Below are 26,383 nucleotides of genomic sequence, written 5' to 3' on the forward strand. Positions count from 1 at the left end.
GGGACATCAAACAGGGTCGGGACTGGTCCCGCCGGGCAACGTCCCGCCTGTAGGAGCGGCTTCAGCCGCGATCGGATGCCTGGTCGCCCGTCCGGTTGCGGATCGCGGCTGAAGCCGCTCCTGCACACGCTTCGGATTTGCGGTATCACCGTGCCACCTCGGCCAGCAGCCCAAGCACGCGGCGAGCGAGCGACTTGGGCGTGGCCGTGTCGCCGGACTCGTCGGCAGCGAGCACCGGGCCGACGCAGGCGGGGCAGCCGGCCTTGCAGTCGCAGCGCTCTACCAGTTCGGTCGCACGGCGCACCAGTTCGGCCTGTCGTGTCCACAGCGGTTCGCTCAGGCCGACGCCGCCGGGGAAGTTGTCGTACAGGTAGATGGTCGGCACGAACTGCTGCACTTCGACGTCCCCGGCGGTGGCGTCGCGGACCGGCATCCCATCGCGCTTCGAATCGCCGTCCGCGCCGCCATCGGCGGACACCGCACGCATCACCGGGTGCCCCGCGTCATGGTTGTCGGTCCCGTCGCGGCCCTCGCCGGCGCCATGTATTTCCATGTAGTCCTCGTGCGCGTCCTGCGGCAACCGAGCGCGCGCGCCGGGGGCGATCGACAGGCCTTCGACCGGACCCTCCACCCCGCGCAGCTGGCCGCGGCCCTTCGCATCGGCGGTCGCGAACCACGCGCCGTCGCCGTTGCCGACCGCCTTCTGCAGGTCGCGCGCGTCGGCCATCACCGCGACGGTCGCCACCACGTGCAGCGCGTATCCGGCGCCGAGGAAACCGTCGAGCGCGTCCTGGCGCGAGGCGAACCACGCCAGCAGGGTCGCCTGCGGCAACTGCCACCAGACCGCGGTGGTGTGGAGTTCCTGGTCGGGCAGGTTGACCGGGCCGTAGCCGATGTTCTCGTGGGTGTAGTAGCGGATCTTCTTGTAGCCGGCGACGCGCCGCACCACGTGCACCTCGCCGTGGCCGCAGTCGCCGTGGCCGGCGTCGATGCCGTCGAAGCGCTCGAGCACCTTCAGCTTCGAGTAGTCGATCGAGTCGGTGTAGTAGTCGACGTGCGTGCGCGTCACGTAGGCCTTGCGGCCGTCCCAGTCGAGCCGTTCGACCTGGTACGGCGTGCTCTGCACCATGTGGATCGCGCCTTCGTACAGGGTCAGCGCGGCCGCCGAGTAGTCGACCTCGGCGATGATCTGCTGCTTGCCGCCGGTGCGGTCGACAACGACGAAATTACCGTCGGCGACCGAGCGCAGCGACACGGCGTTGGCCGGGTAACTGTCGGCGATCCATTCCCAGCGGTCGCCCTCGCGGTGCACGACTTCGGTCTCGGCCAGCGCCTCCAGGTACACCTCCGGCTCGATCGGGCCGAACATCTCGTCGACCACGAACGGAAGCTCGAACGCGGCGCAGCGGATGTGGTCGAACAGGATCAGCGGCTGGTCGGGCGCGGTGCGCGCGTGCTCGGGCGAAGCGTCGGCGAAGAAATCGGGATGGCGCACGACGTACTGGTCGAGCGGCTGCGAGTTCGCCACCAGCACGCCGAGGCTCGGCTGCTGGCGGCGGCCCGCGCGACCGAAGCGCTGCCACGTAGCGGCGACCGAGCCCGGGTAGCCGTTGAGCACGACCACGTCGAGCGAGCCGATGTCGACGCCGAGCTCCAGCGCCGAGGTCGAGATGATCCCGTCGATGTTGCCGGCGCGCATGTCGCGCTCGGCCGCGCGGCGCTCGGTCGGCAGGTAGCCGCCGCGGTAGGCGCGGATGCGCGGGGGCCGGCGCGGGTCGCTGTCGAACACGTCCTTGAGGTACTTGGTCAGCACCTCGACCATCAGCCGGGTCTGCGCGAACACCAGCGTCTTCAGCCCGGACTTGATCGCGATGCGGGCGATGCGGTTGGCCTGCGACCGCGCTGACGCCCGCAGCCCGAGGTCGGGGTTGATCACCGGCGGGTTCCACAGCAGCACGTGTTTGTCGCCGGTGGGCGCGCCGGACTCGGTGATCGCGTGCACGTCGGCCTCGATCAGCGCGCGCGCGTGCGCGGCCGGGTTGCCGATCGTCGCCGAGCACAGGATGAACTGCGGGGTGACGCCGTAGAACGCGCAGATGCGCTTGAGCCGGCGCAGCACGTTGGTGACGTGGCTGCCGAATACACCCCTGTAAGTGTGGATCTCGTCGATCACCACGTAGCGCAGGTTCTCGAAGAACTGCGCCCACTTGGTGTGGTGCGGCAGGATCGCCTGGTGGAGCATGTCGGGGTTGGACACGACGATGTCGCCGTGCAGGCGGATCGCCTGGCGCGCGTCGCCGGGGGTGTCGCCGTCGAAGGTGAACGCTTTGACCCCGAGGTCGCCGGCGCGGTTGAGTTCGAGCAGCTCGGCCACCTGGTCCTGCGCCAGCGCCTTGGTCGGGAACAGGTACAGCGCTTTTGCGCTCCCCTGCATCGCCGCGCTCACCACCGGCAGGGTGTAGCACAGCGACTTGCCCGATGCGGTCGGGGTGACGATGGCGACGTTTTCGCCACGCTGCGAGGCGGCCCAGGCGTCGGCCTGGTGGCGGTAGAGGCGGTCGACGCCGCGCGCGCGCAGGGCGGCGGCGAGCGCGGCGGGCACGTCGTCCGGGATCGGTGCGTAGTCGCCCTCGCGCCCGGGGATGGTGAAGCTGCCGGTGATGCGGTCGGCATAGCGCTTCGACAGCGCCTGGGTCAGCGCGGCACCGTCGCCGCGGCGACGTACCTCCCGCACGGGCAAGGTTCCGCCGGCGTCGAGCCGGTCGAGTTCGCCGCCCGTCCCGTCCTGCCGCACCAGTGCCTGCCCCATGCGCCTGCTCCCGCCAAAGGCGCGCAGTAGGCCAGCGCAGCGTCGCAACCGGTGAGACGGCGGATGAATGGTTCAGCGTGCCCCGCCCTGTAGGAGCGGCTTCAGCCGCGATCTGCATTCGGACCCGCTCAGCCTGATCGCGGCTGAAGCCGCTCCTACAAAGGCCGGGACACTTCGCGGACGGCGAATGCCCGCAGGCGCGCTTCGCTGGACACGCCGATGCCGTGCGGCTGCCCCGCCACGTATAGCGTCACGTGTGGGGGCGGCGCCGGCAGTTCGCGTCCGAGCAGGCATCCCAAAACCCGATGGAACGACGCCATCGCCGGCAGCTCGACCCGTTCGATAACCGAATGGGCGAGTTGCACCCGGCCGTCCGCAACGAACGGCTTGCGCAACAGCCAGCGACGACCGGTGCGGGTGAACCGCCAGTCCTGCGCCGCCAGTGCCGTCGCCACGGCGGTAGCGAGCCACGGTGCCGCGAAGCCCGCGCGCAGTTCTGCGCCGAGGCGGCTGCCGATCAGGGTGACGTGCAGTTCGGGCTTGGGCTCCAGTGCGATGCCGTCGATCGCGATACCGGTCGCGGGCGGCGCCCAGTCAGCCGGATCGACCGGCAACACGAGGCTGTCACCCCCTCCTGGCCGCGGCCAGGGGGCCGCCGGGATCCCGGGATCGAGGGTCGTGGCCGGTCGTCGTTTCACCGCGGTTACCCCTCTTCGTCGTGCTGCGGCGCACAATGCGCGGTCCATCCGCGGAGTCCCCGAATGGCCCACGCCGTCGCCCCGACCGCCCACCAGCGCAACCGCGCCCGCTACGCCGCGATCCTGTTCGCGTTGGCGGTCGGCGGCTTTGCGATCGGTACCAGCGAGTTCGCGATGATGGGCCTGATGCCGAGCCTGGTACAGGACCTGGGCATCACCGAGCCGCAGGTCGGCCACCTGATAAGCGCCTACGCGCTGGGCGTCGTGGTCGGTGCGCCGCTGCTGGCAATCCTCGGCGCGCGGCTGCCGCGGCGCTCGCTGCTGCTGGCGCTGATGGGGTTCTACGCGCTGGCCAACCTGGCGACCGCATTCGCGCCCGACTATCACGTGATGCTGGGTTTCCGCTTCATCGCCGGCCTGCCGCACGGCGCGTACTTCGGCGTGGCGATGCTGGTCGCCGCCTCCATCGGTGGTCCGGCCCAGCGCGGCGCGGCGATCAGCCGGGTGATGCTGGGGCTGTCGATCGCAATCCTGGTCGGCAATCCGTTGGCCACCTGGATGGGACAGGCATTGAGCTGGCGCTACGTGTTCGCCCTCGTCGCCGCGGTCGCGGTGCTGACCGTCACCCTGGTCGCGCGCTCGCTTGCCGACGATCCCGCCGAACCGCGGCAGACGCCGCTACGCGAGATGCGGGCGTTCAATTCCTCGCAGGTCTGGCTGACGCTGCTGATCGGCGCCATCGGCTTCGCCGGCATGTTCTGCGCCTTCAGCTATCTCGCGCCGACGCTGACCGAGGTGACCGGCACCGGCGATGGCTGGATTCCGATCGCGATGGGCGTGTTCGGCGTCGGCTCGATCATCGGCAACCTCGCCGGCGGCTGGCTGGTCGACCGGCTGCAGTTCCGCGCGGCGCCGGTGATCCTGGCGTGGTCGGCGCTGGTGCTGCTGGCTTATCCGTTCGCCGCGCACTCGCTGTGGACGATGCTGCCGGCCGTGGTCGCGGTGGGCACCATGGGCGCGCTCGCGCCGGTGCTGCAGACGCGCCTGATGGACGTGGCCGGCGAGGCGCAGACGCTGGCGGCCGCCTCCAACCACGCCGCATTCAATGCCGCCAACGCGCTCGGGCCGTGGCTCGGCGGGCTGGCGATCAGCGCCGGGCTGGGATGGACGTCGACCGGCCATGTCGGTGCGGCGACCGCGGTCGGTGGCCTGCTGGTCTACGCCTGGGCACGGTGGGACGAACGGCGCATGACGGTGGCGCTGGCGCGAAGCTGAGCGCGACGTTGCGCGACACTGTCCGCCCCAGCACCGGATCCGGACCATGACCGGGAAGCCTTTCTCGCCCGCCTGCGAGCGCAACCGCGAGCCCATCCTCGCCGTGTTGCGTGAACATTTCGCCGACGCCCGCCACGTGCTCGAAGTGGGCAGCGGCACCGGACAGCACGCGGTGCATTTCGCCGCGGCGATGCCGTGGCTGACGTGGCAGACCAGCGAACGTGCCGAGCACCTGCCCGGCATCCGCGCCTGGCTGGACGAGGCCGCGTTGCCCAACACGCCGCCGCCGCTGACGCTCGACGTCGACGACTGGGCGTCGCTGCCGGTTCCGCCGGGCGGCGCGTACGACGCGGTCTTCAGCGCCAACACGCTGCACATCATGGGCTGGCCCCAGGTGCGCGCGTTCTTCGCCGGTGCCGGGCAACGGCTGGCTGCCGGCGGCACGCTGGTGGTGTACGGACCGTTCAATACCGGCGGGGACTACACCAGCGACAGCAACCGCGCGTTCGACGACTGGCTGCGCGCACGCGACCCGGCCTCGGCGATCCGCGACTTCGAGGCGGTCGATGCACTGGCGCGCGAAGCGGGGCTGGTACTGCTGGCCGACGTGCCGATGCCGGCCCACAACCGTTGCCTGGTCTGGCGCGCCCCGGCCACCAACACGCGCTGAGCGTGCCACCATCGCATCGCGATGAACCCCGACACGACACCCCCGGCGCCCAACCTGCGCAGCCGCCTGCTGCGCGGCGCCGCGATCGCGGTCGTGCTGGTGGCCGCGCTGAGCGGCAGCGGCCTGTTGTTCAACGAACACCTGGCACCGAAGGCGACCGGCGCCCCCGGCCACGCGTTGCCGCTGCAGCCGGCGGAAACGTCGATCGACCGCGAGCTCGCGCCGATCCTCGCCGCCCACCCGGGCGAGACCGGCGCGCTGTTGCTGGCCGACGGCCTGGATGCGTTTGCCGCCCGCGCCATGAGCGCGCGGCGGGCCGGCCGCAGCCTGGACCTGCAGTACTACATCTGGAACGACGACCTGGCCGGCCAGCTGCTCGCACGCGAGGCGCATGCCGCCGCCGAGCGGGGCGTGCGCGTGCGGATCCTGCTCGACGACCTGACTGCCGAGGGGCTGGACCCGAAGTGGATGGCGCTGGACGCCCACCCCGGCATCGAGCTGCGGCTCTACAACCCGTTCCGCAACCGCGCCAGCGGCCTCGAGCGCGGCATCGAGCTGGTACAACGCGCTTTCAGCATCAACTACCGCATGCACAACAAGGCCTGGATCGCCGACGGACGGGTGGCGGTGATCGGTGGCCGCAACATCGGCGAGGAGTACTTCGCCGCCGACGACGCGGTCAACTTCCACGACCTCGACCTGATGCTGTTCGGGCCGGCGGTGGAGCAGGCCAGCGCGATCTTCGACGCGTTCTGGAACAGCCCGGCGGTAGTGCCGATCGCCGCGCTCAACACGGCCACGCCGGACGAGCTGGCCGGCTTCCTGTCGGATGTCGACGACGCCGCGCTGGAAGCGCGCGCACGCCCGTACCTGTCCCGCGTGGCCGCCTCGGACACCGTGCGCGGTTACCTGGAGGGACGGCTCCAGCCGCACTGGAGCACGACCCTGGAAGTCGTCTCCGACCCCCCTCTGAAGGCCGGCGACGACGACCGCGCCGACTGGCTGGCGACGCGGCTCGGCGACGCGGTACTTGGCAGTCGGGACAAGGCCCTGCTGGTCTCGCCGTACTTCGTGCCGGGCGACACACTCACCCGCGAGCTCGGTGGGCTGGTGGACGCCGGCGTGCAGGTCGGCATCGTCACCAACTCGCTGGCCGCCAACGATGTACCGGCGGTGCACAGCGGCTACGCCGGCTACCGCATGCCATTGCTGCGCGGTGGCGTGCAGCTGTACGAGATGAAGGCACGCGGGCAGCAGGACATGGCAGGTGCGTTCGGCAGCAGCGGCGCCAGCCTGCACACCAAGGCGTTCGTGCTCGACGACCGCCAAGGGTTCGTCGGTTCGTTCAACCTGGACCCACGCTCGGCCAACCTCAACACCGAGATGGGCGTGCTGTTCGACGATCCCGGGCTGGCCGCCGGAGTGCGTGCCGAGTACCTGCGGCTGTCGTCGCCGCAGGCGAGCTACTGGTTGTACCTGGACGCCAACGGCGAGTTGCGCTGGCTCGACCGCGCCGCCACGCCGCCGGCCGCGCTCGACCGCGAACCCGACGCTTCCTGGCCGCGCCGCATGCTCGCGGCGGTGCTGGGCTGGCTGCCGATCGAGTCGCAGCTCTAGCGCGCCGGCTCCACCCGGGCGCCCTCGTCGGCCACCGGCGACGGCGCCTGCGCCGGCACCTCCGACGGTATCGCGATCGCATCCGGGTCGACCGGCAGCATCGTCGCCTGCCGCCAGCGGCCCCAGCGGTAGTACGCCAGCGACAGCACCATCGACACCGCCGCGCTGACCGGGAAGCTCCACCAGATCGCATCCACTCCGAGTGTCGGCTGCAGCCAGTTGGCGAACGGCACCCGCACGCCCCACAGCGCCAGGCCGAGGATGATCAGCGGCGGCACCACCGCACCGGTCGAACGCACCACGCCGGCCACCACGAACGTCACCCCGAAGAACAGGAACGACCACACCGCGATGTGGTTCAGGTGCCGGGCGATGTCGAGCGCATCGCTGCCGGGGGGCATGAACATCGCGAGGGTGAAGCGGTCGAGCAGGATCAGCGGCGCGATCAGCGCGCCGGTCAGCAGGAAGTTGAAGCCGATGCCGGCCCGCGTGGTCGCCTCCACCCGCGGCCAATTGCCGGCACCGACGTTCTGCGCCGCCATCGACGAGCACGCCGCGCCGATCGCCATCGCCGGCATCTGCACGTAGGTCCACAGTTGCAGCGCGGCGCCATAGGCCGCGGTGGTGTGGGTGCCGTACGCGTTGACCATCGTGATCATGGCAATCATCGCCAGCGAGATCATCACCATCTGCAGGCCCATCGGCACGCCCTTGGTGACCAGCGCGCGGACGATCGCCCAGTCCGGCACGAACAGGTGGCGCTCGTGTCGGCTGATCCATAGCGGGTGTCGCCGGTGGCGCAGCCAGCCGAGCATGGCCGCCAATGCGACCAGGTTGGCCAGCAGGGTCGCGGTCGCGCTGCCGGCCATGCCCAGCGCCGGCAGCGGGCCGACGCCGAACATCAGCAACGGCACCAGCACGATGTCGAGCGCGACCGCCAGCAGCAGGAACAGGAACGGCGTGCGCGTGTCGCCGGCGCCGCGCAGGATCGCCGACAGGAACGCGAACGCGTACAGGAACGGCAGCGCCAGGAAGATCACCTTGAGGTAGGCGTCGGCCAGCGGCAGGGCGGCCTCGGGGGTGCTCATCCACACCAGCACGTGGCGCGACAGCGGCAGCCCCAGTGCCGCGATCAGGACCGAGATGCACAGGAAGAACGTTGCCGCGGTGCCGATCACCCGACGCGCGCCCGGCAGGTCCTTCCGGCCCATGGCCTGGCCAACCATGATGGTGGAGGCCATGCCGAAGCCGAACACGCCGCCCAGCAGCAGGAACATGATGTTGTTGGCATTGGCGATTGCCCCGAGCGCCTCCTCGCCGAGGAAGCGGCCGACCCAGACCGCGTTGACCGAGCCGTTGAGTGACTGCAGCACGTTGCCGCCAAGGATCGGCAGGGCGAACACGAACAGGGTGCGGGCGATCGGCCCTTCGGTGAGGTTGCGCGGTTGCATCGGCACCGGAGCGGGGGTGGACAGCGGAGGCCAGAGTAGCCGCGCACGGTGGACGGCGCGCGACGGACGACCGGTCGCCGGCCCGCCCGCGTGGCTGTCCGCCAGCTGACTGGCTTCACCGGCGGAACGCAGATAGCCGCCAGCGTCGACGCTGCCGTGACCGGTGGCGGGCGACACTGCCGCCATGGTCATCGGCAAGGGACATCGGCAATGAGCGGGGCGATCCGGTTCACGCGGTGGTGCGTAGGCGAATGCGCCTGGGTGGCGCTTGCGGTGGTGTTGTCGATCGCCTTCGTCGCCGGCTTCGTCTGGCTGGCCGAACCCCATGCCGCCGATTTCTGGAGCCAGCTGCGCAGCCCGGTCAACGTGGTGCGCATCGTCGTGCTGAGCGCGGCGATCTGGATCTGGGCCTATATCGGCCGGGTGATCCGCACTTCCAGCCGCAATGCCGCTCCGCGGACGCCCCGTGCGGCGCCTTCGCACGCTGCGGCCCCGCGCGCCTCCGGGCTGCTGTAGGCAACGCCACTTTCGGCAAAGTCCGCGCGGGTGGCATCGGCCGCGACGGACCGTAGGATGGGGCGCAAGCCACCCGGGGAATCCTCGATGCCGCATCCGTTCCGTTCGACCGTCCTGCTGTCCGCACTCGCGGTGGCGCTGTTGCCCGTCTCCGCACTGCTGGCGCAGGCGCCGCCTGCCACGGCCACCAGTCCCACGGGCATGGAGGCGCGGGCGCCGTACCCGGGTACGCTGACCGTCGATGTCGACGCGACCGACCTCACCCGGCGGGTGTTCCACGTCCGCCAGACCGTTCCCGTGCAGGCCGGCCCGCTGCGGCTGCTGTTCCCCAAGTGGATTCCCGGCAAGCACCGGCCCGACGGCCCGATCCACCGGCTCGCCGGCCTGAGGGTCAACGGCAACGGCCAGCGGATCGCCTGGACCCGGGACCCGGCCGACGTCTACGCGTTCGACATCGTCGTGCCCGACGGCGTGTCCGTGCTCGAACTGTCCTTCGACATGCTCAGCCCGACGGCCTCCAACCAGGGCCGCATCGTCATGACCGGCGACATGCTCAACCTGGAGTGGGGCACGGTCGTGCTGTACCCGGCCGGGCACGACGTCGCCGACATCCGCATCACGCCGTCACTGACGCTGCCCGCCGGCTGGCAGGCCGGCACCGCGCTCGAGTTGCAGTCGCGCGCGGGCGACGTGTTGCGCTATGGCACGGTCGACTTCGAGACGCTGCAGGACTCACCGGTATACGCGGGGCGCCATTTCCGCCGGATCGACCTCGACCCGGGGGCCGAACGTCCGGTGATGCTCGACATCGTCGCCGACGCGCCGAAGTACCTCGAAGCCACCGACGCGCAGATCGAACCGCACCGGGCGTTGGTCGAGCAGGCCTACAAGCTGTTCGACTCTCAGCATTTCGACCACTACGACTTCCTGTTCTCGCTGTCGGACCGGATGGGCGGCAACGGGCTGGAGCACCACCGCTCCAGCGAGAATGGCGTGCGGCCGGGATATTTCACCGACTGGGACGCCAGCGTCGCCTCGCGGGACCTGCTGCCGCACGAGTTCGTGCATTCCTGGAACGGCAAGTTCCGCCGCCCCGCCGGGCTGGCGACGCCGGACTTCCACCAGCCGATGGTCGACAGCCTGCTGTGGGTCTACGAGGGCCAGACCCAGTACTGGGGGATGGTGCTGGCGGCGCGGTCGGGGCTGTGGAAGAAGCAGGATGCGCTGGACGCGCTGGCCCTGGTCGCCGCGACCTACGCCGACGACCGCCCGGGCCTGGACTGGCGCACCCTGCAGGACACCACCCACGACCCGATCATCGCGATGCGTCGGCCGCAGCCGTATCGCAGCTACCAGCTCAGCGAGGACTACTACAACGCCGGTGCGCTGGTGTGGCTGGCGGTCGACGCCAAGCTGCGCGAGCTCAGCAACGGGCGCCGCTCGCTCGACGACTTCGCCAGCGCGTTCTTCGGCGTCGACGACGGCAGCTGGGACGTGCTGCCGTACCGGTTCGAGGACGTCGTCGCCGCGCTCGACGGGGTCGCCGCGCACGACTGGGCGACGTTCCTGCGCAGCCGGCTCGACGCCAACGCGCCGCCGCTGGACGGGCTGGCCGCGGCCGGCTGGAAACTCGTCTACCGCGACAAGCCCAGCACGTACCACAAGGCCTTGCTGGGGGCGCGCAAGACGGCCGACCACACCGCCTCGCTGGGCATGACGGTGGCGTCGGGCAACGTCGGCGCGGTGCGCTGGGACGGGCCGGCGTTCAATGCCGGCATCGCGCCGGGCAGCTCCCTGCTGGCGGTGAACGGCCACGCATTCGAAGCCGACCTGCTCGAGGACGCGATCCGCGCCGCGCAGGCGGACGGTACCCCGATCGAACTGGTGGTGAAGCACGGCGAGGTGGTCCGCACCATCGCGATCGACTACCGCGGCGGGCTGCGCTACCCGCACCTGGAGCGGATCGACGGCAGCCGCGACCGGCTGGCGCGGATCCTGGCGCCGCTATGAGCCGGTGTCGTCGACGGCGGTGGGCGCCCGGTTGGTGATCGGCGCGGGCCGCCCGAACAGGTAGCCCTGCCCGAACTCGCAGCCGAGTTCCACCAGTGCGCGGTGCTGCTCGGCCGTCTCGATGCCTTCGGCCACGACGTCCAGTCCGAGCGCGCGCGCCAGCGCCAGCACCGCGGCGATCACCGCGGCGCTGTTGCCCTGCTCGCCAAGCGCGGCCAAGAAGGTGCGATCGATCTTGATCACGCGCAGCGGGAACGCGTGCAGGTAGCTCAGCGACGAGTAACCGGTGCCGAAATCGTCGAGGGCGACGCCGATGCCGCTGGCCTGCAACCGTTCCAGGATCGCCCGCACATGCTCGGGGTCTTCCAGGAGCGAGCCTTCGGTGACCTCGATCTGCAACCGCTCCGGCGGCAGGCCGGTGCGCTCGAGCAGTTCGAGCAGGCGCACGTCGAAGTCCTCCCGGTGGAGGTGGCGCGGGGCGACGTTGATCGACAGGTAGGTGTCGGCCGGCAGCCGGGTCGCGTGGACGAAGCTGCGCTTGAAGATGCGCCAGTCGATCGCCTCGATCAGGCCGCTGTCCTCGGCCAGCTGCAGGAACGTGCCGGGCCCGAGCACGCCACGCTGGGGATGGTTCCAGCGCAGCAACGCCTCGTGGCCGACCACCGCGCCGTCGGCCAGGCGCACGATCGGCTGGAAGTACGGTTCGAGCTGGTCGAGCCGCATCGCGTCACGCAGCTCGACCTCCATCGCCAGCACGTCGATGGCCGAGCGACGCAGCGAATCGTCGAACAGCTGCCAGCGCTTCCGTCCCAGCGCCTTGGCCTGGTAGAGCGCGACATCGGCATCGCGGACCAGCTCGTCGGCCTCGCGGTAGCGGCTGTCGCCGATCGCGATGCCGATACTGGCGGACGGCTCGAGCCGGCGCCCGCCGACGTGCAGCGGCTCGGTCAACAGATCCAGCACGCGCTGGGCGACCGCGGTGGCGGTAACCGGCGCGCCAAGCGCGTCCAGCTGCACGTCCTCCAGCAGGATCGCGAACTCGTCGCCCGACAGCCGCGCGACCAGGTCCGGCTGGCGCACGCTGGCCTGCAGCCGGCGCGCGACCTCGCGCAGGAAGTCGTCGCCGGCGAGGTGGCCGAGGCTGTCGTTGATCACCTTGAAGCGGTCGACGTCCAGGTACAGCAATGCGCAGCGGCGTGACGGGTCGGTGCGCAGGCGCTCCAGCGCCGCCTCGATCCGGTCGTGGATCTGGCCACGGTTGGGCAGGCCGGTCAGCGCGTCGTGCATGACTTCGTGGCGGAGCTGGTCCTGTGCGTGTTCGCGCTCGCGGATCTGCCGGCGCAGCTCCAGGGTGCGCTCGGCCACGCGTTCCTCGAGTTGCAGGTAGGCCTGTTGCTGGAACTGGGCACTGCGCCGGCGGTGCAGGCTGTTGGCGATCTGCGAGGCGACGAAGCCGAGCAGCTCCTGGTCGGCGTGGCCGTACATCACGGCCGGGTCGTAGCTCTGCACCGCGATCAACCCGAGCGCCCGCTCGTCCAGCAGCAACGGCACGCCGAGCCAGCAATGGGACGCCGGGAACTGGTACTGCGACGGCACGATCTCGCCGCTGCGGACCAGCTCGCCCTCGGACTCGGCGTCGACCAGCAGCGGCCGACGGTGGCGCAGCACGTACTCGCTGAGGCCGCGCGCCAGCGGTCGTCCTTCGCGCTTTGTCTTGAGCCGGATGTCGACGTAGTAGGGGAACTCCAGCGAGCGGCCGTCTTCTGAGACCAGCGCGATGAAGAAGTTCTCCGCGTTGAGCAGCTGCCCGACGATGCCGTGGATGCGCGCGTAGAACTCCTCCTCGCCGATGTCGTCGGTGGCCAGCTGGGCGACCTGGAACAGCGCCGCCTGCAGGCGCTCGGCCCGCTGGCGCTCGGCGACCTCCTGCTGCAGGCCGCGGTTGGCTTCGGCCAGCTCCTGCGTGCGCAGGGCGACGTTGCGTTCGAGCAGTTCGGTGCTGCGCTTGCGCTCAAGGGTGGTGAGGATGTGGCTGGCGACGAAGCCAAGCAGTGTCTCGTCCGAATCGCTGAAGCCGATGCCCGGCTGGTAGCTCTGCACCACCACCGCACCCACCGCCTCGCCGTTGCGCAGCATCGGCACGCCGAGCCAGTCCGGGCTGTCGCTGCCCACGGTCCGCAGGGGACCGTCGACCTGCTCGCGCAGGTGCTCGTGGTCGCCGCGCAGCGTGCGGCCGGTGTGCAGCACGTACCAGGTGGCCGAGTGGCGCAGGGCGTCCATCGGCAGCTCGTCGAACGGCGCCGGGTCCTGGCTGTCGACGAAGTACAGCAGCCGCAACGACTCGCTTACGGGGTCGCGCAGCACGATGAAGAAGTTCTCGGCGTACATCAGCGTGCCGACGATCGCGTGGATGCCACGCAGCACCTCGGACATGTCGCGGTCCGAGCCGGCCAGCTCGGAGATGTCGAACAGCGCGCGCTGGACCTGCTCGGAACGTTCCAGCCGGGCGACCTCGCGCTCCAGGCCGGCCATGTGCAGGCCCTTGCCCAGCCAGCGGTCGATGACCGCGAGCGGCGGCTGCAGTTCGGCCAGCACCCGGTCGAAATCGAAGCCCTGCCCGGCCTCGATCACCAGCACCGCGGTGCTGGCGCGCAGCGGGATGGCCGCCCGCCGTCCGTCGGCACTCAGCCGCGGCTCCGCGCCCAGCAGCGCGAGGTCGGCCAGCGAGAGCACCGCCGGTGCCGGCGAAGGACGCGGGTCGCGCCAGGGCCCGAGCGACCCGAGTTCCCACAGCAGGCGGGCGCCCTCGACCCCGGGCTGGCGCAGCGCCAGGGCCTCGGTCGTCGCAACCACGCCGCCCGCATCGGCGGCCGACAGCAGCCCGACACGCCAGTCGGCAGGCGACGGGGCGGCGCTCATGCCGGGCGCGGCCACCGGTGGCGGACGGGCGGGCGGCGGCGGTAGCAGGGGCCGGGGATCTCGGGCATCAACAGGGATAGTCGCCGAAAAGGTCGACACTGCATGTTATCGGCCCGGCGCGCGGGTTCTTCAACGCGCTCGTCAGGCCACCTGCACCACGCGCAGCGGATTTGCCCACTCGGCCAGCAGCTCCGCCTCGCGCGCCTTGGCCTTCTCCAGGTGCTCGTGCTTGACGTGGCCGTAGCCGCGGATGTGCTCGGGGATGCTGGCGATCTCGGCCGCCAGCCCGACGTTGCCGCGGTCGAGCGTGGCGAGCAGGCCGTCGACGGTGCGCAGGTAGTCCTCGACCAGGCGGCGCTCGGTCCGGCGCTCGGCGGTGTAGCCGAATACGTCGAATACGCTGCCGCGCAGCCGGCGCAGACCTGCCAGCGCGCGGAACGCGGTGAACACCCACGGGCCGAACTCGCGCTTGACCCCGCGCCCCTGCGCGTCCTTCCTGGCCAGCAGCGGCGGGGCGAGGTGGAACTTGAGCTTGAAGTCGCCCTCGAACTGCTGCTGCACGCGCCGCATGAAGTCGCCACTGGTGTACAGCCGCGCGACCTCGTACTCGTCCTTGTAGGCCATCAGCTTGAACGCGTAGCGCGCGACCGCTTCGGCCAGGTCGGTGCTGCCCGGTGCACGCTCGTGCTCGGCCTTGCGCACGCGGGCGACGAAGTCGGCATAGCGGCGGGCGTAGCCGGCGTCCTGGTAATCGGTCAGGAACGCCACGCGGCGCGCGATCACCTCGTCGAGCGAACGCGACAGGCGGGCGTCGTCGAGCGGCAGGAAGGCAACGTTGTCGGTGCCGGCGGCGTGCTCGGGCACGTGGCGCAGTTCGTCCTGCGCGGCGGTCGCGCGCGGCGCCGACGGGCTGCCGAACTCATGGCCTTCCCACTGGCCGGCGCCGAGCATCGGCAGCGCGTGCGGGGTCGACTCGGCCGCGGTCGGCACGTTACGCACCAGTCCGGCCGCCTCGGCGACGGCACGCGGGTCGACCACGGCCAGGCGGCCCCAGGCAAACGCGGCCTTGTTCTTGTCGATCGCCGCGCCGTTGAGTTCGACCGCGCGCATGATCGACTCCAGCGACAGCGGCACCAGCCCCTGCTGCCAGGCGTGGCCGAGGATGAACAGGTTCGACATGATCGCGTCGCCGAGCAGCGCGGTCGCCAGCTGGGTGGCGTCCACCACGTGGAGCTTGTCGACGGCCTGTTCCCCGCCGCCGAGCGCCTTGCGCACCGCGTCGATGATGTCGGTCGCCGGGAACTGCATGTCCGGGCGCGTCGTGAACGACCCCGGCATCGCCTCGTAGCTGTTGAGCACGACGGTCGAGCGACCGCCGCGGATCTTCGACAGCGCCCAGTAGTCGTTGACCACCACCATGTCGCAGCCCAGCACCAGGTCCGCCTCGCCCGCGGCAATGCGCACTGCGTGGATGTCGGCCGGGGTGTTGGCGATGCGGATGTGGGTGGTGACCGCGCCACCCTTCTGGGCCAGGCCGGTCTGGTCGAGCACGGTCGCGCCCTTGCCTTCCAGGTGCCCGGCCATGCCGAGCAACGCGCCGATGGTGACCACGCCGGTGCCGCCGACGCCGGTGATGAGGATGTTCCAGGGCCTGTCGAGCGCCGGCAGGACCGGCATCGGCAGGTCGGCGAGCAGGTCCTTCGCGCCGCTGCCCTTCTTCTTGCGCAGCGCACCGCCTTCGACGGTCACGAAGCTCGGGCAGAAGCCTTCGACGCAGCTGTAGTCCTTGTTGCAATTCGACTGGTCGATCTCGCGCTTGCGGCCGAACTCCGTCTCCTTCGGCAGCACCGACACGCAGAACGACTTCTTCCCGCAATCACCGCAGCCTTCGCACACCAGCGAGTTGACCATGACGCGCTTTTGCGGATCGACCATCTTGCCGCGCTTGCGGCGGCGACGCTTTTCGGTCGCACAGGTCTGGTCATAGATCAGCACCGACGTACCCTTGACCTCGCGCAGACGCTTCTGCACGTCGTCGATGTGCTTGCGGTCCTCGAACTCGACGCCATTCGGGAAGAGCGAGCGGTCGCTCCACTTGGCGATGTCGTCGGACACCACCACGATCGCCTGCACGCCTTCGCTGCGCACCTGCTGGGCGATCTGCGGGACGCTGAGCTGGCCGTCGACCGGCTGCCCGCCGGTCATCGCCACCGCGTCGTTGTAGAGGATCTTGTAGGTGATGTTGACCCCGGCGGCGACCGCCTGCCGGATCGCCAGCGAACCGGAGTGGAAGTAGGTGCCGTCGCCGAGGTTCTGGAAAACGTGCGCGGTGTCGGTGAACGCCGCCTGCCCGGCCCAGGTCACGCCTTCGCCGCCCATGTGGGTGTAGGTGTCGGTGCTGCGGTCCATCCACGTGACCATGTAATGGCAACCGATGCCGCCCAGGGCGCGGGAGCCTTCGGGCACCACGGTCGAGGTGTTGTGCGGGCAGCCCGAGCAATAGTGCGGAACGCGCGGGAAGTTCGCCCGCGGCAGCGCCAGCTCGGCTTCCTTCTGCGCCATCCACTGCAGCACGTTGTCCATGCGCTCGCTGGCGCCGGCATCGAGTGCGATGTTCTTCTGGATGCGCCGTCCGATCACGCCGGCGATCGTCGCCGGGGTCAGCTCGCCGGTGCTCGGCAGGATCCACGCGCCGGACTCGTCGTACTTGCCGATGATGCTGGGGCGAGCGCCACCGAAGTCGGCATCGGCCCAGTTGTACATCGACTCCTTCATCTGGTTCTCGATGAAGGCGTGCTTCTCCTCCACCACCAGGATGTCGGACAGGCCGCGCACGAAGTTGCGCAGGCCGACCGGCTCCAGCGGCCAGGTCATGCCGACCTTGTAGACGCGGATGCCGAGGTCGGAGCAGGCGCGCTCGTCTAGGCCGAGGTACTCCAGCGCGGTCAGCACGTCGAGGTAGGACTTGCCGGTGGTGATGATGCCCAGCTTCGGCGCCGGCGAATCGATCACGATGCGGTCGATCCGGTTGGCCCGCGCGAACGCCTGCGCGGCCTTGACCGCGTAACGGTGAAGGCGCATCTCCTGGTCCATCGGCGGGTCGGGCCAGCGGATGTTGAGGCCGCCGGGCGGCATGTCGAAGTCATCCGGCGTGACGATCTGCAAGGCCAGCGGATTGACGTCGACCGAGGCCGACGACTCGACCGTCTCGGCGATCGTCTTGAAGCCGATCCAGCGGCCGGTGTAGCGCGACATCGCCCAGCCGATCGCGCCCATGTCGAGGATGTCCTGCACCCCGGCCGGGTTGAGGATCGGCATCATCGCGCTGGTGAACTCGCCTTCCGAGCCGTGCGGCAGGGTCGACGAACGGCACGCGTGGTCGTCGGCCGCCAGCGCGAGCACGCCGCCCAGGGGCGCAGTGCCGGCGGCGTTGGCGTGCTTGAACACGTCGCCGCTGCGATCCACGCCCGGGCCCTTGCCGTACCACATGCCGAACACGCCCTGGTGCCTGGCGCCCGGGAACAGCCCGGTCTGCTGGGTGCCCCAGACCATGGTCGCGCCGAGGTCCTCGTTCAGGCCGGGCGCGAACTTCACGCCGGCCGCCTCGAGGTGCTTCTTCGCCCGCCACAGCTCGAGGTCGAAGCCGCCCAGCGGGCTGCCGCGGTAGCCGGAGATGAAGCCGGCGGTGTCGAGCCCGGCGGCCTGGTCGCGCAGCCGCTGCATCAGCGGCAGCCGCACCAGCGCCTGCACGCCCGACAGGTAGATCCGGCCGGACTCGCGGCTGTACTTGTGGTCGAGGCTGTAGTCGGGGTCGACCACGGACGAGGTCAGGGAGGTGTTCGCCGAGGACGGCGAACTGAGTTCGGCGGTGCTGGTCATGCGTGGCTCCGGCGCGGCCGGGGCCGCGGGGTGGCTGCGAAAAGGTGAATGGGCGGTTGGCGCGCAAACCGCCGGGCAAAGCCCCGGGAGTGTAGCAGCGGGCCTGCAGCGCCCGCCGGCCGGAGGTACCATGGGCGGGCAATACAGGGGGATTACCGATGCACCACTTCCACAAACTGCTCTTCGCCGTGCTCGCCTTCTGCGCCACGGCGGGTTTCGCCTTCGCCCAGACCGCACCGCTGGTGCCGACCGCCGAGTTCTATTTCGACGAGGACGCGCGCACCACCCGCACCATCGAGTCGCAGTCCGGCAGCGGCGAGGCGCTCGTGCAGGCACTGCTGAAATCGATCCAGCGCAATCCGCGCTCCAAGGCCGACATCGCCCAGCTCGCGCACGTCGCGATGGCCGGTGGCCGCCCCGAGCTCGGCCACGAGCTCTACGGCCGCGTGCTGGGCCAGATGGACTCCAACGACGGCCTGTACCGCGCCGTGTTGTGGAACTACGGCTGGGACCTGTTCCGCACCGGCGACGCCGCTGGCGCGCTCGCCCAATGGGACACCCTGCGCAAGTCGCGCAACATCAATGCCACCTGGATGCCGGCCACGTTCGCACTGGCGTTGTGGGAGCTCGACCGCCGCGACGAGGCGGTGCAGTGGTATGCGGCGGCCGTGCGCAGCGAGCCCGCGCGCTGGACCGGCGCCGACCAGTACGAGGCGCTGCTGCCGGACTGGCGCGAGCAGGAGCGCGCGACCCTGGCGGAGATCCAGCAGGCCTGGCAGGCCGATCCGCCCGCCTGGCGCTGAGCCACGCACCGCACGAAGACCCGGCCCCGGCCGGGTTTTTCGTATCCGCGCTGCGCGCTGCGGGCGCGCTCGCCGGGTCCGGCGGATTGGGTCTAAAGTGCGGTGGCTGGTCCGGCGCGACAGCACGGGGCGGCACCACGGGGGACGGCGGCAGGATCGAGGGGATGGGATGTCCATATCGGCACTGAGCGTGATGGTGGTCGAGGACCACGGCTTCCAACGCCGGATGGCGTTGCGGCTGCTGGAAAACCTCGGCATTGCCGGCGTGAGCGACGCCGCCGACGGCCGTTCGGCGCTGCAGTTGCTGTCGTCGCGCGACGAGCCCCCGGACGTGGTGATGGTCGACCTCGACATGCCGGGCATGGACGGCATCGAGTTCATCGGCCACGTCGCGCAGCGGCGGCTGGCGCGGGCGGTGCTGGTGGTCAGTGCGCTGGACCCGGCCCTGCTCAATACCGTGCAGACGATGGCGCGCGCGTACGGGCTGCGCGTGCTGGGCAGCGTGGAGAAGCCGCTGACCGCCGAGAAGCTCGCGGCCGCGCTGACCACCTACGGGGATCTGCTGGGCGACGACGAGGTCGACGAGCCGGTCGAGATCAGCGCCACCGCGATCCGCGAGGCGCTGGCACGCGGCGAGATCCGACCGTGGTTCCAGCCGCAGGTCGAGTTCGGCAACGGCAAGGCGGTCGCCGTGGAAGCGCTCGCGCGCTGGGTCCGGCCCGACGGCCAGGTGGTGCGGCCGCAGAGCTTCATCGGCCTGCTTGAACGCGAAGGCCTGGCCGACCCGTTGGCCGACCTGATGCTGGAGCAGGCCTGCCAGTGGAAACGCCGGTGGGACCTGGAAGGCCTGCGGCTCAACGTGTCGGTCAACATTTCGCCAACCAGCCTGGCCGACCCGACCGCGGCCGACCGCTACCAGCGCATCGTCCAGGCGCAAAACGTCGACCCGGCCGAGGTGGTGCTGGAACTGACCGAAAGCTCGGTGATGGCCGACGCCGCGCGCGCGCTGAGCGTGCTCGCGCGGCTGCGGCTGAAGGGTTTCGGCCTGTCGATCGACGACTTCGGCACCGGCTATTCCTCGCTCGCGCAGCTGTCGCATATACCGTTCACCGAGCTCAAGATCGACCAGGGCTTCGTCGCCGGCGCGTGGCAGCAACCGCGCAAGCGCGCGGTGGTCGAAGCCAGCCTGGACCTGGCGCGCAAGCTCGGGCTCGAAGTGGTTGCCGAGGGCGTGGCCACCGTGGAGGACTGGCAGATGCTGGCCGACCTGGGCTGCAGCATGGCGCAGGGGTACCTGATCGCGCCGCCGGTGGCGCCGGAAGACCTGCCGCGGGTACTTGCACAGTGGCGGCGACCGGAGCCCTGAGCAGATGTCCGACGCGCCCGCGACGCGATCGACAGGACGCTGGCGGGCGCGGTTGGGTGGGCTGAGCATCCGCCACCAGTTGTTGGCGCTGTTCGGGCTGTTCCTGCTGGCCGGCGCGACCGTGCTGGTTATCGACGAGGTTGCCCAGTACCACGCGCGGCAGTCGCTGCTCGCGCTCAAGGACGACTCGCTGTTGCGGATGCGGCGCCTGAAGGCGGTCTCGGATGCCTACGGGCTGGACGTCGTCGACACCACCTTTCGCGTGCGCAACAACCTGATCACGTGGCAGGACGGTGTGGCGGTGGTCGACGATGCGAACGCCCGCATCGCGCGTGACTGGAGTGCATTGAAGGCGATGCCGCGGAGCACCGCGCAGCAGCGCCTGTTCGCGGAGGTCGAAGCCCATCGATCGGTCGCCGACGCCGCGATGGCGCAACTGCGCGCGATCCTGCTTGCGCGCGACATCGACGCGCTGGGCCGCTTTGCCGACACCGCGCTGTACCCGGCGATCGACCCGGTCACCCAGCGCATCCAGGCGCTGTCGGACCTGGCGATGGTGCAAGCCGACAGCCTCGTGCGGGCCGACCTGGCACGCAACCGCCAGGTCAGCCTGCTGCGCATCGCGGTGTCGTTGCTGGCACTGCTGGTGGCGACGCTGGTCGGCCGGGTGGTGCTGCGCAACGCCTACCACGGTGTCGAGGCGTTGACCTTCCTTGCCCGACGGATGCGCGAGCACGACTACACCGCGATGCCGCGGCACGTGCCGCGCGGCGAGCTCGCCACGGTGATGGAAGCGTTCACCGACATGCGGCGGGACGTGCTTGCCTTCGAGACCGAGCTGATCGACCAGCTCGCCCGCAACGAGTCCACACTCGACGCCAACCGGCGGTTGCAGGACGAGCTGCGCGCGAGCGAGGCGCGCGCGCAGGCGGCCAACCACGCCAAGTCGGCGTTCCTGGCGGCGATGAGCCACGAGATCCGCACCCCGATGATCGGCGTGACCGGCATGATCGAAGTGCTCGCCCACACCCGGCTGGCGCCCGACCAGCGCCACGCGCTCAACATCATCCAGCAGTCGTCGCAGTCGCTGCTGCAGATCATCGGCGACATCCTCGACTTCTCGAAGATCGAGGCCGACCGGCTGGAGCTGGCACCCGAACCGCTGCGCCTGGACGCCCTGATCAGCGCCACCGTCGCCAACTACAGCGGCGCCGCGTCCAGCAAGGGACTCGGGCTGGAGTGCACGATCGACCCGCGGATCGCGCCGGCCTACCTGGCCGACCCGCTCCGGCTGCGGCAGGTGCTGTCCAACTTCCTGTCCAACGCGATCAAGTTCACCGAGCAGGGCGGGGTGCAGGTGGCGCTGGAATGGCTCGGCGAGGCGGCGGACGGCAACGCCGACGACGTGCCGCGCGACCGGCTCGCGCTGCGGGTCACCGACACCGGCATCGGCATTGCCCCCGAGGCGCAGGGGCGGCTGTTCCAGCCCTTCAGCCAGGCCGAGGGCGACACCACCCGACGGTTCGGCGGGACCGGCCTGGGACTGGTGATCAGCGAGCGGCTCGCGCGGCTGATGGGTGGCGAGGTGCGCATGGACAGCACGCCCGGCCATGGGACGACGATGCACCTCTCGCTGGTCCTGCCGCGCGCGCGGGTGGAGGACGTCGCCGCCGAGCCGGCCGCCGACGCCGCGCCCGTGGTGTTCAGCGCGCGTCCTGTGCCGGACACCGCACGCGCCGAGCGCGAGCGCAGCCTCGTGCTGCTGGCCGACGACCATCCGACCAACCGGCTGGTGATCGCACGCCAGCTGGCGCTGGCCGGCTACGCCAGCGAATCGGCCGAGGATGGCGTCGAGGCACTGGAGCGCTGGCGCAGCGGCCGTTACGCGCTGCTGCTGTCGGACGTGCACATGCCGCGGCTGGACGGCTACCGGCTCGCCCGCGCGATCCGCGAGGAAGAAGCCCGCGACGGCCTGGTCCGAACGCCGATCGTGGCCCTGACCGCGTCGGCACTGAAAGGCGAAGCCGAGCGCTGTCTCGGCGCCGGCATGGACGACTACCTCGCAAAGCCCGTCTCGGTGCCGGTGCTGCAGGCGTGCCTGCAACGCTGGCTGCCCCACACCGCCGGCGCGGGCACCGACACCGGCGCGCCGGACGCAGCCGCGGGACCGGCGGTCGACACCACGCCCCAGGACGCGCCGGCGCTCGATGACCACACGCTCGATGCCCTGACCGGTGGCGACCCCGCCGAGGCACGCCTGCTGCTCGAGGACTTCCTGGCCAGTACCCGCCAGGACCTCGCCGAGCTCGATGACGCCCTGGCCGCCGGCGAAGCGGCCGGACTGGCGCGCCAGGCACACAAGGTGAAGGGTGCGGCGCGGCTGGTCGGCGCGACCGCACTGGCCGACGCCGCCGCGGCGCTCGAGGCCGCGGTGCGCAGCGACGATGGCGCCCCCGGCGGCGCTGTCGACGACGGCCGCAACGAAGCGCTCGCGGCGCGGCTCCACGTCGCCGCCCGGCAACTCGAACGGCACGCTGCCTCCCTTCGCTGACCGCATCGACACCACCGTGGCGGACGCGGTGTACGCTGCGGCTTCCACTGCTCTCTGCGCAGCCTCACAGGGGACCCGCATGAAGACCGTGCTCGTGGCCAGTTCGAAGGGTGGCGCCGGCAAGACCACCATCGCCACCCACCTCGCCGCCCACGCGGCCGTCGACGGACGCAACACCGTGCTGGTCGACGCCGACCCGCAGGGTTCCTCCACCCGCTGGGCCCGGCGGCGCGCCGACATGGACAGCGCGGTGCTGCCGCTCGACGGCACCCGTGGCAAGGGGTGGCGGGCACAGCTGCCCGCCGGCACCGAGCAGGTGGTCATCGACGCGGCCGCCGGCGCGATGGCCGCCGACCTCGCTCCCTTCCTGGAGACCGCCGACGCGGTGGTCGTCCCGGTGCTGCCGTCGACCATCGACATCGAAGCCAGCGTCGACTTCCTCGACACGCTGGCGCGGCACCCGCGGGTGCGCCGCGGCGAGCTGCCGGTGGGGCTGGTTGCCAACCGCCTGCGCCCCTGGACGAATGCCTCGCAGGATGTGGTCGGGCTGCTGCGGCGCTGGCCTTACCCGCTGGTCGCCCAGCTGCGCGACAGCCAGGCCTACGTGCTGCTGTGCGGGCTGGGCAAGAGCCTGTTCGACTACCATTCGGCGCAGATCCGGGAACACCAGGCCGACTGGCAACCGCTGCTCCGCTGGCTGAAGCGGTAACCCTTTCCTTCCCCTTCCCTGCGAGCCCGATGCCATGCGCGAACTGATCCTGCTGCGCCACGCCCACGCCGAACCGTCGCTGCCCGACCAGGCCGACATGGATCGGCCGCTGTCGGCTGAAGGAATCGCCGAGGCGGAGGCGGCCGGCCGCTGGCTGGCTTCGCAGAAGCTGGTGCCCGACTGCGTGCTGTGCTCGCCGTCGCGGCGCACCCGAGAGACGCTGGAAGCCGTGCTCGGCGTGGTCGGGTACGTCGAGCAGCGGGTCGAGGACTCCATCTACGAGGCGAGCCCGGGTTCCCTGATCGCACTGGCCGATGGGCACGTCGAGGTCGAGCGGCTGATGCTGGTCGGCCACAACCCGGGCCTGGAGCAACTGGCCGCGTTGCTGCACAGCGGTCAGTCCGGCGACTACCGCGGGATGCCGCCGGCCGGCGTGGCGGTGCTGTCGCTGCCGGCCGGCGTCCCGCTGGAGCCGGGCATCGCCCAGCTCAGCGCTTTCTGGTGGCCGTGAGGCGAACCCGCAGCTCGATCACCGGACTGATCGCACGGCTGGCCGCAGGGGGGATGGTGGCCGCGGGCCTGGCGGCGGGCGTGGTCGGCGCCGCTGCGGCCGCAACGCCGGCGGTCACCCCCGCGACACTGCTGTTGCAGCCTGCCGGCGCCGTCGCACCGGTCGGCTTCGACACGGTCCACACCCGGTTCGGCTTCGAGCTGCGCACGCGCTGGGGGCAACGTGTCCACGGCACCTTCCCGCGGCATGACGGCGCACTGCACACCCTGCCCGACGGGCGCCTGCAGGTGCGCATCGTGCTCGCCACCGGCGCGGTCGAGGTCGAGGAATCCGAGCGCTACACCGCGCTGGCGCGCGGCGAGCGGTTCTTCGACGCCGGACACCACCCGTTCATCGAATTCGTCTCCGAACCGCACACGGCGGAGCTGGCGCATGACGGCGGCCGCCTCCAGGGGCGGCTGACGATGCACGGCACCAGCCGGATGGAGGCGTTCACCGTGCTCCCGGCGACGTGCTCGCGGCCCGGGGTGGACTGCGACGTGGTCGTGCACGGCACGGTGTCGCGCGGCGACTACGGCCTGGATGGTTGGCGCGTCGCGCTGGCCGACACGGTGCGCTTCGACATGCGGGTCCGGTTGCAGGGCGACACGCCGTGACGGTCCGCCAGCTCGTTGCCGCGGTGCTCGCACTGTCGCTGTCGGCGTGCGCCACGCTGAGCCCGCACGAGGCCGACCGCGCCGCCGCGATTGCCGCCAGCGCGCGCCCCACGACGCTCGACTGCGAGCGGATCGACGCCTGCGCACAGCCCTCGCCGCTACGCGAGCTGGCCGGCCGCGCCTTCAGCGAGTCGAGCCCCGGGCAACCGCGCCACTACGCCGTGATCCTGGACAGCGGCACCGACGCGATGCTTGCGCGGGTCAACCTGATCCGTAGCGCCACCACCGCGATCGACCTGCAGACCTACATCTTTGACGAGGACGACGCCGGCCGGCTGGTGCTCGACGAATTGCTGGCCGCCGCGCGCCGCGGCGTGCGGGTGCGGTTGCTGATGGACCAGCTGTCGGCGTTGCAGAACGTCGAGACGCTGGCCGCTTTGGCCGGCGCCCACGTCAACTTCAGCGTGCGCCTGTACAACCCGGTGCTGCGCCGCGCCCGCATCAGCTATCCGCAGTACGTGCTGGCCGCGGCCTGCTGCTGGCGCCAGCTCAACCAGCGCATGCACACCAAGCTGTTGCTGGTGGACGGTGCGATCGGCATTACCGGCGGGCGCAACTACCAGGACACCTATTACGACTGGGACGACGAGTACAACTTCCGGGACCGCGACCTGCTGGTGGCCGGCCCGGTCGCGCGCGACATGGCGGTCGACTTCGAGACGTTCTGGACCGACCCGCGCAGCGTGCCGCCCGCGCGGCTGGTCGACGTCGGCCATGCCCTGCTGGAGGACGGCGTGCCGGTGCTTGCGCCGCATGGTTTCGACCACCCGGCGCGCGCCGAGGCGATGCGCGACGACGCCGCCGATCCGCAGCTCGTCCGCGAGCGGCTGGTCGAGCCGGCGATCGCGGTTGGCGAGGTGCGCTACATCTCCGACACGCCGGAAAAGCACAACGGCGAAGATCCCGGGCAGCTGGCGGTGGCGTCGGATTCGCTGCGCGGGCTGATCGAGTCGGCGCACCGGCAGGTGCTGTTGCAGACGCCGTACCTGGTGCTGTCCAAGCCGGCGCAGGAAATGTTCCGGCAGTTGCACGACCGGCCGGGTGCGCCGCGCGTCATCGTCTCCACCAACAGCCTGGCGGCGACCGACGCGTTCATCGCCTACGCGCTGTCGTACAAGTACAAGCGCCGTTACCTGCGCGAGTTCGGCTTCGAGATCTACGAGTACAAGCCGTTCCCCGCGGACGCCCCGGTCGACCTGTCCGCCACCGGCGCGGTCGTGCCCGACTACGAACCGGTGCAGGAGCGGGCGCGCACGCGCCCGCCCGACCGCGACAGCGTGCTGCGCACCGCACGCTACCGGCAGCCGTTGCGCTCGGAGTACGGCGCGACCCGCTACCTGCGCCGGCAGGCCAACGAGCCGGTGCCGCTCAAGCGCGCCGGCGTGCGGGTGGGGATGCATGCCAAGTCGCTGGTGATCGACGACCGCGTCGGCGTCGTCGGCACGCACAACTTCGACCCCCGCGGCGACCACTACAACACCGAGAGTGCGGTGGTGATCGAGGACCCGGCGTTCGCGGCGGCGCTGGAGGCGAGCATCCGGCGCGATATCGCTCCCGGCAATTCGTGGGTGATCGCGCCACGCGACAAGGCACCGGTGCTTTGGGGACTGGAGTACTCGCTGGCGAAGGCCTCCGAATACCTGCCGGTGTTCGACCTGTGGCCGGTGCGCTATGCGACCAGCTACGAGTTCGTGCCGGGGCCAACATGCCCGGGGCCGCTGCCGCCGGACCACCCGCGGTTCCGCGAGTGCCACCGGCCGGTCGGGGATTTCCCCGAGGTCAACCTGGCGCTGAAGGGCCTGCCGACGCGGCTGTTCACCGCGTTCGGCGCGGGGCTGGCGCCGATCCTGTAGGGCGGCGGGTTCTTTTCGAAGGGGTGTCGT

17 protein-coding genes are annotated in these 26,383 nt (G+C 70.8%); 12 read left to right on the top strand and 5 right to left on the bottom strand.

Going from position 1 to position 26,383, the window contains the following annotated elements; translation table 11 throughout:
• Window positions 1–145: 145 nt before the first annotated feature.
• Together KOD61_RS12660 and KOD61_RS12665 are read right to left on the bottom strand one after the other, a co-directional pair.
• On the bottom strand, window positions 146–2,809 hold the full coding sequence (locus KOD61_RS12660; RefSeq protein ID WP_311195418.1) for a DEAD/DEAH box helicase: 2,664 nt from the start codon (window positions 2,807–2,809) through the stop codon (window positions 146–148).
• A 155-nt stretch (window positions 2,810–2,964) separates the two neighbouring features.
• Window positions 2,965–3,507 (bottom strand): hypothetical protein, encoded by a 543-nt coding sequence (locus tag KOD61_RS12665; protein ID WP_215219003.1) that lies wholly within the window; start codon window positions 3,505–3,507, stop codon window positions 2,965–2,967.
• A 63-nt stretch (window positions 3,508–3,570) separates the two neighbouring features.
• On the opposite strand from KOD61_RS12665, the gene KOD61_RS12670 reads away from it, so the two are divergent.
• Genes KOD61_RS12670 through KOD61_RS12680 form a run of 3 tightly spaced genes read left to right on the top strand, consistent with a single transcriptional unit; the run spans window position 3,571 to window position 7,069 of the window.
• Complete coding sequence (locus KOD61_RS12670) at window positions 3,571–4,782, top strand: MFS transporter (protein WP_215219004.1); 1,212 nt, start codon at window positions 3,571–3,573, stop codon at window positions 4,780–4,782.
• Window positions 4,783–4,828: 46 nt separating this feature from the next.
• Window positions 4,829–5,452 carry a DUF938 domain-containing protein gene (locus KOD61_RS12675; protein WP_215219005.1) on the top strand — a complete coding sequence of 208 codons (624 nt, stop codon included), beginning with the start codon at window positions 4,829–4,831 and terminating at the stop codon, window positions 5,450–5,452.
• A gap of 21 nt (window positions 5,453–5,473) precedes the next feature.
• On the top strand, window positions 5,474–7,069 hold the full coding sequence (locus tag KOD61_RS12680; protein WP_215219006.1) for a phospholipase D family protein: 1,596 nt from the start codon (window positions 5,474–5,476) through the stop codon (window positions 7,067–7,069).
• Here the strand turns inward: KOD61_RS12680 and KOD61_RS12685 are convergent.
• A complete protein-coding gene (locus tag KOD61_RS12685; protein WP_215220412.1) occupies window positions 7,066–8,520 on the bottom strand; it encodes an MATE family efflux transporter in 1,455 nt (484 codons plus the stop codon). The two genes, KOD61_RS12680 and KOD61_RS12685, sit on opposite strands and share 4 nt — an antisense overlap.
• 210 nt (window positions 8,521–8,730) lie before the next feature.
• Between KOD61_RS12685 and KOD61_RS12690 the strand changes: the two genes are divergently transcribed.
• Both KOD61_RS12690 and KOD61_RS12695 read left to right on the top strand, forming a co-directional pair.
• Entirely contained in the window at window positions 8,731–9,036 is a 306-nt protein-coding gene (locus tag KOD61_RS12690) for a hypothetical protein (protein WP_215219007.1), read from the top strand.
• Between the two features lie 87 nt (window positions 9,037–9,123).
• Entirely contained in the window at window positions 9,124–11,046 is a 1,923-nt protein-coding gene (locus tag KOD61_RS12695) for a M61 family metallopeptidase (protein WP_215219008.1), read from the top strand.
• Here the strand turns inward: KOD61_RS12695 and KOD61_RS12700 are convergent.
• Together KOD61_RS12700 and KOD61_RS12705 are read right to left on the bottom strand one after the other, a co-directional pair.
• On the bottom strand, window positions 11,041–13,965 hold the full coding sequence (locus KOD61_RS12700; protein ID WP_215219009.1) for a bifunctional diguanylate cyclase/phosphodiesterase: 2,925 nt from the start codon (window positions 13,963–13,965) through the stop codon (window positions 11,041–11,043). The genes KOD61_RS12695 and KOD61_RS12700 overlap by 6 nt on opposite strands.
• 141 nt (window positions 13,966–14,106) lie before the next feature.
• Window positions 14,107–17,844, bottom strand: coding sequence for an indolepyruvate ferredoxin oxidoreductase family protein (locus KOD61_RS12705; protein WP_215219010.1), 3,738 nt, complete (start codon window positions 17,842–17,844; stop codon window positions 14,107–14,109).
• A gap of 158 nt (window positions 17,845–18,002) precedes the next feature.
• Here KOD61_RS12705 and KOD61_RS12710 point away from each other — a divergent pair, with 158 nt between their 5' ends.
• The 7 genes from KOD61_RS12710 (at window position 18,003) to KOD61_RS12740 (ending at window position 26,353) form a co-directional block, all read left to right on the top strand.
• Complete coding sequence (locus tag KOD61_RS12710) at window positions 18,003–18,647, top strand: tetratricopeptide repeat protein (RefSeq protein WP_251370600.1); 645 nt, start codon at window positions 18,003–18,005, stop codon at window positions 18,645–18,647.
• A gap of 169 nt (window positions 18,648–18,816) precedes the next feature.
• Entirely contained in the window at window positions 18,817–20,013 is a 1,197-nt protein-coding gene (locus KOD61_RS12715) for an EAL domain-containing response regulator (RefSeq protein ID WP_215219011.1), read from the top strand.
• Between the two features lie 4 nt (window positions 20,014–20,017).
• Window positions 20,018–22,564 carry an ATP-binding protein gene (locus KOD61_RS12720; protein ID WP_215219012.1) on the top strand — a complete coding sequence of 849 codons (2,547 nt, stop codon included), beginning with the start codon at window positions 20,018–20,020 and terminating at the stop codon, window positions 22,562–22,564.
• 79 nt (window positions 22,565–22,643) lie between these two features.
• A complete protein-coding gene (locus KOD61_RS12725) occupies window positions 22,644–23,273 on the top strand; it encodes a ParA family protein (RefSeq protein WP_215219013.1) in 630 nt (209 codons plus the stop codon).
• A gap of 34 nt (window positions 23,274–23,307) precedes the next feature.
• The gene (locus KOD61_RS12730) at window positions 23,308–23,784 is read left to right on the top strand and encodes a SixA phosphatase family protein (protein WP_215219014.1); all 477 of its coding nucleotides are present in this window, start codon (window positions 23,308–23,310) and stop codon (window positions 23,782–23,784) included.
• Window positions 23,781–24,440, top strand: coding sequence for a YceI family protein (locus tag KOD61_RS12735; RefSeq protein WP_251370601.1), 660 nt, complete (start codon window positions 23,781–23,783; stop codon window positions 24,438–24,440). Before KOD61_RS12730 ends, KOD61_RS12735 begins: the two co-directional genes overlap by 4 nt.
• Complete coding sequence (locus tag KOD61_RS12740; RefSeq protein WP_215219015.1) at window positions 24,437–26,353, top strand: phospholipase D family protein; 1,917 nt, start codon at window positions 24,437–24,439, stop codon at window positions 26,351–26,353. Before KOD61_RS12735 ends, KOD61_RS12740 begins: the two co-directional genes overlap by 4 nt.
• Window positions 26,354–26,383: the final 30 nt, after the last annotated feature.

Source organism: Lysobacter luteus, assembly GCF_907164845.1.
In the GTDB taxonomy this organism is placed as follows: Bacteria; Pseudomonadota; Gammaproteobacteria; order Xanthomonadales; family Xanthomonadaceae; genus Novilysobacter; species Novilysobacter luteus.

Coding starts and splice junctions, on each gene's coding strand:
- KOD61_RS12720 (WP_215219012.1), top strand. CDS start 20,018: ATGTCCGACGCGCCCGCGACGCGATCGACAGGACGCTGGCGGGCGCGG.
- KOD61_RS12680 (WP_215219006.1), top strand. CDS start 5,474: ATGAACCCCGACACGACACCCCCGGCGCCCAACCTGCGCAGCCGCCTG.
- KOD61_RS12695 (WP_215219008.1), top strand. CDS start 9,124: ATGCCGCATCCGTTCCGTTCGACCGTCCTGCTGTCCGCACTCGCGGTG.
- KOD61_RS12710 (WP_251370600.1), top strand. CDS start 18,003: ATGCACCACTTCCACAAACTGCTCTTCGCCGTGCTCGCCTTCTGCGCC.
- KOD61_RS12730 (WP_215219014.1), top strand. CDS start 23,308: ATGCGCGAACTGATCCTGCTGCGCCACGCCCACGCCGAACCGTCGCTG.
- KOD61_RS12670 (WP_215219004.1), top strand. CDS start 3,571: ATGGCCCACGCCGTCGCCCCGACCGCCCACCAGCGCAACCGCGCCCGC.
- KOD61_RS12715 (WP_215219011.1), top strand. CDS start 18,817: ATGTCCATATCGGCACTGAGCGTGATGGTGGTCGAGGACCACGGCTTC.
- KOD61_RS12725 (WP_215219013.1), top strand. CDS start 22,644: ATGAAGACCGTGCTCGTGGCCAGTTCGAAGGGTGGCGCCGGCAAGACC.
- KOD61_RS12705 (WP_215219010.1), bottom strand. CDS start 17,844: ATGACCAGCACCGCCGAACTCAGTTCGCCGTCCTCGGCGAACACCTCC.
- KOD61_RS12700 (WP_215219009.1), bottom strand. CDS start 13,965: ATGAGCGCCGCCCCGTCGCCTGCCGACTGGCGTGTCGGGCTGCTGTCG.
- KOD61_RS12685 (WP_215220412.1), bottom strand. CDS start 8,520: ATGCAACCGCGCAACCTCACCGAAGGGCCGATCGCCCGCACCCTGTTC.
- KOD61_RS12690 (WP_215219007.1), top strand. CDS start 8,731: ATGAGCGGGGCGATCCGGTTCACGCGGTGGTGCGTAGGCGAATGCGCC.
- KOD61_RS12660 (WP_311195418.1), bottom strand. CDS start 2,809: ATGGGGCAGGCACTGGTGCGGCAGGACGGGACGGGCGGCGAACTCGAC.
- KOD61_RS12675 (WP_215219005.1), top strand. CDS start 4,829: ATGACCGGGAAGCCTTTCTCGCCCGCCTGCGAGCGCAACCGCGAGCCC.